Raw genomic sequence first — 6862 nt, 5'->3', positions numbered from 1 at the left:
GCTCTCCTGGCCTATGGACTTGTGGATAAGCCATTCTGAGAGTAAGGTGAATGAACTAACAAACCGGGAATAGCTCTTATTTTTCCTGAATTTTGTTCCAGATCCCCGGACCTAGCTAATTCTTACCAAGGCTGCTTCAATTATTATTTCTCATGAGTATGAATTAGTAGCTAAAATGCAGACTGAAAAAGCTATGAGAATAAGTGAACAGAAGCTGATAACACAAGTTCGTTTACGCGATGAATTTATTGCTAATGCGGTGCATGAGCTTAGTTCGCCCCTTACGTGCATGAATTTATATATGGAAATAATAGACCAAGCCTTTCTCGAAAAAAACACCGCTATACAAATTGAAATTCTTAATAAATTAAAAATGCAGCTTGAACTCTTACAAATTCTCATTAGAGATATGCTCGATACAACACAATTTGAAGAAGGAAAATTGCATTTAAAGCTAGAAATTTTTCATTTAAACCCTTTGATAATAGAAAAAATACAGGAAATGCAATTGAGAGCGAATAATTGCCAATTTGAAACTGATTTAGCTATAGAAGACGAAATTAAAGCGGATAAAGGACGTATTGGGCAAGTAATTACAAATCTTATTTCAAACGCCATAAAGTATTCTCCTCAGGGTAGTAAAATCCGTATAACTAGTGAAACAACTGATTCCGTAATCCAAGTAAATATCATTGATCGTGGGTTAGGTGTTCCTCAAAAGGATTTAGAAAACATTTTTGAGCCATTCTATCGTGTTTCAAATGAAAATATTTCTGGCATGGGTATAGGGCTTTCTATTTGCAAAGATATTATCAGCAACCATCAAGGGACTATTAAGGTAACCAGTCAAGTTGGAGTGGGGTCTACTTTTAGCTTCACTATTCCTAAAAGATTTAGTTAGGCCTTCTTTAAGGGTAATTTATTAATAGGATGGCTTGGAGAAGCAAATTAAACCAAATAATGGCCTTAATAGATTAAAAGGTAGTAAATGAATGCTTGTTAGATTAGAGGTAATTATAATATTGCACATTTCAAGTACCTTGATTTAACTTTGATCTGGAAAATGTTTTTTATCTGTGCGTCCCCGGATTCCAATTTTTTGGGTAAGAATTTATAAACAATAAATTTTACTATCAAAATAGCGAAAATTTAAAATTTCGGATGGACTAAGTTAAAGTACTTTTATCACAATAGAATGATCTTGTCTTTCATCACTATTCATATACACTCTGACTTCTTTGTTGTAAGGAGTTGTTATGTTTGAACTAGAAAAAGCAATGAAACAAAGTCGTTTGGACGAATTCAAGTGTTTGAGCGCCTATCAAAATAGCTTTTTTAAGTCCTTCTGCTCATTTACTGATGCCAAAAGGAACGTGAAAGCAATTGCTGCTTTGCCTATTATTAATCTTGCCCTAGGGTTACATCAAGCTTTAAATTCATTGTTCTATGCAGCTTTAGGTGTAGCTAATATCGCTATCGGTGCAGTAACTTTTGATTTGAATGAGTTAAATCAGGGCTGCCAGAATGTCAAATCTGGTATCAATTTTTTACTAGGTGCTCTTTATCATGCTGCATCTATTGTTATTGATACTTTAACTACCCTCCTTCGTTTAGTTACGCATAGTGTAGCTACTGTGGCCTTAGGGATAGGTAAAATAGGAGAAACTATATTAGAAGGCTTTACACCTTAATCGAGTGTACGATAGCTTCCCAACCTCGGTGTATTTTGCTTTCTGAGGACCTTATTTAAAATCAAATAGGTTTTACAATAATTTTGCTACTTGCCTCAATATTACTCATAACTTTTCTAAATGATTCCGCTCTGATCCTTATGTTCCACAACACCTTAATCCACTAGGAACTGGATCAGGGATTTTTTACCTTGGTACTCTTAACTATACGGGTTCTATCGTATTCAAGACTCTGAGATGGTTATCTGTTCAACTCGCCTATCTGCTGCATTTGCTTCATAAAGCGTTGCCCGAATGATTGGGAATAGGGAAGTGGCTTATATTTATTCCGCCACAAACAATCACTAACACGGATGAAGCCTGTTGAAGAGCAGGATGATTATTATAGGCAGCGGTTAAAGCAGCACCGCTGGACAGTTCTACCAAAACTCTTTGTTCACGAGCAAAAGCAAAACAGGCTAGTTCTGCTTCTTTATCGCTGACGACACTATTTACTATAGGATGTTTTTTAGCCCAATCCATTAATTGCGCTGTCACTTGTTTAGCACCTAGAGTGGTTGCCTTGCTGCTTATTTTCTCAAGCCTAATTAAACTGCCTGCCTTTACCGAGTGCGCAAAAGCATCCGCTCCCAAAGTCTCTACGGCAATGAGCGGAATATCTTTCCAGTTATGACGATGCATCCCCTCTAAGATACCACAAGCAAGACCACCTCCACCCACGGATAGGACTACTGCATCAGGTTTAACCAAACCTTGCTGTACTACCTCATCTACCAGGGTGGAATGTCCCTTCCATAGAGTAGGGTGATCAAAGGGTGGGATGTAGGCTGCTTTATTGTTTTTAACAAATTCTAAAGCTGCTTGATGCGCATCATCCCAAACAGAGCCCGCTATAACCACTCGAGCTCCATAAGATTGGATAGCTTCGATATATAAAGGATGGCTGCTGTTAGGAATGAATACGGTGGTTGGAATATTCATTTTCATTCCGCAATAAGCAACGGCAATCCCGGCATTGCCGCCCGATGAGGCCACAAAACAGTCTACGCCTTTTGCAGCTTCTTCTTGGCATAAGGCTCCGATACCCCTTAGTTTAAATGAACCGCTTGGTTGCAAACACTCCATTTTAAAATAAATACTCTTATTAAATTTATTTTTTAAATTTTGTGAGACAATCAGCGGGGTTTGTATATGGAGTGCTTTCATCATAAACCTTTAAATATAGAAGAAAGATTAATTTCTCCTTGTAGATACAATTGTGCCTGCCCTGATAGATAAACTCTCTCTTTATCCACTTCACACCAGAGTTCACCTTGCCTAGCTCCACCTTGGCGGGCATGAATTTTCTTTTTATTAAGGCGTGCACACCAGTAAGGAGCTATGACACAATGCGCTGACCCGGTAACAGGATCTTCTGGGACATCACAACCCGGATAAAAACATCGTGAATACACATCTGTATGCGAATCCCTGGCGGATAAAATAATCCCTCTGCATGATAGCCTAATTAAGGCGTTTAAATCTGGTTTTACTTGATGGATAAGCTTTGCATCTTCATAAATTGCTAAGAGGTCAAAAGTGCTTTGATAAAGCTCATCAGGTCTGATTGTGATGGCCTTGATCAACTCTTCACTTGGCTCAATTTTAGTATAGCTTAAGGCAGGAAAATCCATGATGAGCAGGTCTGCTTCTTTTTTAACCGATAATAATCCACTTTTACTGGTGAATTGGATTAGCTTTTCTGGGTAGTTAAGGAGTTCAAAAAGTACAAAGGCGCTTGCTAAAGTAGCATGTCCACATAAATCAACCTCCATATTAGGGGTAAACCAGCGGATTTGATAAGAATTATTATGAGGAACAATAAATGCAGTTTCAGACAAATTATTTTCTCTTGCGATTAATTGCAGTACTTTATCATCTAGCCAATAGTCTAAGGGACAAACGGCAGCCGGATTTCCATCAAATAAAGTAGAAGTAAACGAATCAATTTGATATAGGGGTAACTTCATGACTAGTACTCTCTAAATATAAACAACTAGTCAAGAATAGCATAGCATGCTAATATATAGCAAGCTATTTAAATGTGAGTAAATAAGTGTACCCATCAACCCAAATTAAGAAAGCCAGTAGATTGTTAATAAAAAAAGCCAATGAATTTTTAAAGCCTCATGGAATTACCGATGCTTATACTTATTTCTTAATGGCGCTCTATCAACAAGACGGCCTTACTCAAGCGGAAATGCATAAGCAAATTGGTATTGAGCAACCCACTGCTGTACGAACCCTAGATAGAATGGAGCGCGATGGCTTCATTATTCGCGTTCCCTGCGCACACGATAGGCGGGCAATTGAAATAAGGTTAACTGAAAAAGGGCGTGGGTATCAAAAAATCATTGATGACTGTGCGAAAGAACTCAATCATTTTATTTTAATGGGCTTTACAGCCAATGAAAAACAGACTATAAGCTCCCTCCTAGCAAAATTAAATAGTAATTTGATCAAATAACATACTTTTTATAAGTGTGGATGATTGGGTTTCACCTAAGAAAATAAAATTTAGATGTGCCGAAAATAAGGACTACACTTTTAGACGCACCGTTGTTAATCCTATTCCTGCATTTCGGTAAAAAAAGAGGGTAAAATGAATATAGATCTCGCACTAAAAGAGGGGACCCGATTTGTTGTTAATCTTAGTTTAGATTTAAAATCTTATTGTGATGCTTATCTTACTTCACAGTTATATCAAAAACGCTTAGTTGAGCTAAAAGAGGCTCATGCTGTGGATGCGGGCAAAGTGAGTGCTGCAGAGATGGTGGCTGCAGAATCTGATCGAGATAGAGCGAATGAACATTTTGCCAAGCTTCGCGAAGATTATGTCATGAGTTTGAAATACCTATCTGGGGAAATGCATTGGGATAGAATTAAAACTTTAATAAAAAACCAGTGTACGCTCACTAATCTCTCGGAGCAGCGCTTGTTTGCTGCGTTATCAGGAGAGGAAAACGTAGCCCTACCATTGGTCATTGAATGTTTAAATACCAACTTTATCGAATTATTAAAAAATAGTATCGATACAATATTGATTAATCGACTTAAAAAAGCCTCCGCTAATACCCTTTTACAGATGGAAATTGCTTTATTGCCTAGTGATAAAGACCTTGCTGTCCAAATTAAAGATAATGCAGGAGGATTTAGCCAAGAGTATTTAGATGATTTTTCAAATATTATTAAATTTAACGACCCAAGGCTGGGACGAGCAAAAGATACTCAAGGTAAACACGAGATTGAAGGTTATTGTTTTGGAGGTAGTGGGCTGGGTCATCTTATGCTAGCCAATTTTATTTTAAGAGGACAAGTCGTAGATAGAAGAGATAAATACCGAGCTGTTTATAACATCGAAGAGGGTGCAACTACTTTTTCTATTGCGAATAATGCAGAAACAAGGGGTGCTGAAATTATTCTAAAAAGCCCTATGCGGCCCTTCGCATTATTAGCTGGAGAAAAGCCTCTTGAGCTAGCTTTCACACTTAAATTACCTTCAAAGAAAAAAAACCTCGGATTTTTTCCTTCCGCAGCGCCCGCCCCACTTCCTGGCTTATCCTCTTCGGACGAACCTAGAGCTGAAGAAAATGAAGCGATTTCTTCGCTAAATGGTAAACGAAGAAGAGAAAAAGAATTGAAAGCTCCAGAGAGCAGCACTAAACGCCCCACTATATAAGTGAACAATTAGTTAGAAGTCTATACATTTAATCCTAATCAAGTATGATAAAGGTGAATTATAAAAAGGATCTTTGTGTGATTTAAAAAAATGCAGAGAGTTAGTTTTTTAATAAAATAGTACTACACTAAAGGAGAATAGGAAGTAAAAACAAGCTGTTGGTGCAAAATTCACTAGTTATTGAAAGGAGTTCAATATGAAAATGAATTTTATTAAAACTCTTCTAGCTTTATTTGTTACTTTATTTTCTGGTCAAAATTTTGCTGATGATTTGATAGAAATAACTGTTGTCGCCACAGATAAAGCGATGGCAGTAGGTTACCTAGTAGAAGGAAAAAAACTGGGAGGTTTGGGGAAAACCTATTCGGGTAAGGGGCCTGTTAATAAGCAATATTTTTTTGGTTACCGTAAAAACGCATTAAGTGGTAGAGACATCTCCTGTGGGTCTGTTGTACTCAATAAAAGCACCAAAGTACAATTAGTTACTAAAGGGAAGCAGTGTTATGCGATAGTGAATTAACTATTGAGAATTTACACAAGATTAATAGCCAAAGCTTGACCTATTTAGTTGATTGATTTTTTTTAGGTCAGCAAAGGCTAATTTTAGAAGAAAGTATTTAAGCCAGAGAATTAAAAGCGCGAAAGCCACCCTTAGGTGGCCTCGCAATTGACTTCGGCTAAAAATAGCCATTCCCTGTCAAAATCATTTCGTCCTACCTTTTAGTATAGACGAGATATTTTAAATGTCAAAAAATTGCACAATTCTTCCAAGGAGGGTAAACCTTTATTGAATAAATACTGTTCTTTTCTAAACTGAAAATAAGCTGCATAACCTTTGTATTTAATGATTAAATCTAATCAAGAGATAGCCGCTTTGCTATTACAGTTTGCAGATTTATTGGAAGTTAATGGTGAAAACCCTTATAAAGTCAGAGCCTATCGTAGAGCGGCACAGTCTATTTCTGCCTTACACGAGCAGATAAGTGATTTACTTGCTAAAAATAAAGATCTTACTGAGATTAATTGGGTGGGGAAAGGAATTGCTACTTCCATTAACCATCTATTAAATAATGACGAGTTAATTATCCATGAGAAAAGTAGTTCTTCAGAAGAGGCTCTAGAGCTCTTGCCTGGTTTAGGAAAAAAACGCGTTGGAATTTTAAAAAAACACCAAATCCATAATAAAGAAGAATTGATGCAAGCAGCCGAAAGTGGTCAGTTGGCTCATTTAAAATGGCTTAATCAAAAATTGCTCGAAAAAATAAAGGATAATAAGCTTAAATATAAAAGGAATAGCTTTATCCGGCTCTATCATGCTTTTCCCATGAATAAATTATTAACTCATGTTACGCACGGTCAATTTTAAGCTGCCATATTTTTAAGCTCCTGCCAAGCAATCTGGTTCGCTCTAAGAATCAATTTGTACTTAATAGCAAAGTGATTTAAATGAGTT

At 36.9% G+C, this 6862-nt stretch carries 8 protein-coding genes; 6 read left to right on the top strand and 2 right to left on the bottom strand.

Annotated elements, in window-relative coordinates; translation table 11 throughout:
• The first annotated feature begins 175 nt into the window (after window positions 1-175).
• On the top strand, window positions 176-901 hold the full coding sequence (locus ELY15_RS12395) for a sensor histidine kinase KdpD (protein ID WP_127100489.1): 726 nt from the start codon (window positions 176-178) through the stop codon (window positions 899-901).
• 355 nt (window positions 902-1256) lie between these two features.
• On the top strand, window positions 1257-1691 hold the full coding sequence (locus ELY15_RS12390; protein ID WP_127100487.1) for a hypothetical protein: 435 nt from the start codon (window positions 1257-1259) through the stop codon (window positions 1689-1691).
• A 276-nt stretch (window positions 1692-1967) separates the two neighbouring features.
• Here the strand turns inward: ELY15_RS12390 and ELY15_RS12385 are convergent, their stop codons facing one another.
• Complete coding sequence (locus ELY15_RS12385; protein ID WP_233586711.1) at window positions 1968-2900, bottom strand: pyridoxal-phosphate dependent enzyme; 933 nt, start codon at window positions 2898-2900, stop codon at window positions 1968-1970.
• The gene (locus tag ELY15_RS12380; RefSeq protein WP_127100485.1) at window positions 2897-3700 is read right to left on the bottom strand and encodes a PhzF family phenazine biosynthesis protein; all 804 of its coding nucleotides are present in this window, start codon (window positions 3698-3700) and stop codon (window positions 2897-2899) included. Before ELY15_RS12380 ends, ELY15_RS12385 begins: the two co-directional genes overlap by 4 nt.
• Window positions 3701-3786: 86 nt before the next feature.
• On the opposite strand from ELY15_RS12380, the gene ELY15_RS12375 reads away from it, so the two are divergent.
• The 4 genes from ELY15_RS12375 to ELY15_RS12360 all read left to right on the top strand — a co-directional run bounded on the left by ELY15_RS12375 (window position 3787) and on the right by ELY15_RS12360 (window position 6775).
• Window positions 3787-4197 carry a MarR family winged helix-turn-helix transcriptional regulator gene (locus ELY15_RS12375; RefSeq protein ID WP_127100483.1) on the top strand — a complete coding sequence of 137 codons (411 nt, stop codon included), beginning with the start codon at window positions 3787-3789 and terminating at the stop codon, window positions 4195-4197.
• A gap of 135 nt (window positions 4198-4332) precedes the next feature.
• Window positions 4333-5409, top strand: a complete 1077-nt coding sequence (locus tag ELY15_RS12370; RefSeq protein WP_127100481.1) for a hypothetical protein — start codon at window positions 4333-4335, stop codon at window positions 5407-5409.
• A 196-nt stretch (window positions 5410-5605) separates the two neighbouring features.
• A complete protein-coding gene (locus tag ELY15_RS12365) occupies window positions 5606-5929 on the top strand; it encodes a hypothetical protein (protein ID WP_233586704.1) in 324 nt (107 codons plus the stop codon).
• 324 nt (window positions 5930-6253) lie between these two features.
• Entirely contained in the window at window positions 6254-6775 is a 522-nt protein-coding gene (locus ELY15_RS12360) for a hypothetical protein (protein ID WP_127100479.1), read from the top strand.
• The last annotated feature ends 87 nt before the right edge of the window (window positions 6776-6862 follow it).

It is taken from the genome of Legionella sp. km772 (assembly GCF_003989735.1).
Taxonomy (GTDB): domain Bacteria; phylum Pseudomonadota; class Gammaproteobacteria; order Legionellales; family Legionellaceae; genus Legionella.
This window is presented reverse-complemented; position numbering and strand designations above follow the sequence as displayed.

Excerpts from the sequence above, each read along its gene's own strand:
- ELY15_RS12360 (WP_127100479.1), top strand. The coding sequence starts at position 6,254 with ATGATTAAATCTAATCAAGAGATAGCCGCTTTGCTATTACAGTTTGCA.
- ELY15_RS12365 (WP_233586704.1), top strand. The coding sequence starts at position 5,606 with ATGAAAATGAATTTTATTAAAACTCTTCTAGCTTTATTTGTTACTTTA.
- ELY15_RS12370 (WP_127100481.1), top strand. The coding sequence starts at position 4,333 with ATGAATATAGATCTCGCACTAAAAGAGGGGACCCGATTTGTTGTTAAT.
- ELY15_RS12380 (WP_127100485.1), bottom strand. The coding sequence starts at position 3,700 with ATGAAGTTACCCCTATATCAAATTGATTCGTTTACTTCTACTTTATTT.
- ELY15_RS12385 (WP_233586711.1), bottom strand. The coding sequence starts at position 2,900 with ATGATGAAAGCACTCCATATACAAACCCCGCTGATTGTCTCACAAAAT.
- ELY15_RS12390 (WP_127100487.1), top strand. The coding sequence starts at position 1,257 with ATGTTTGAACTAGAAAAAGCAATGAAACAAAGTCGTTTGGACGAATTC.
- ELY15_RS12395 (WP_127100489.1), top strand. The coding sequence starts at position 176 with ATGCAGACTGAAAAAGCTATGAGAATAAGTGAACAGAAGCTGATAACA.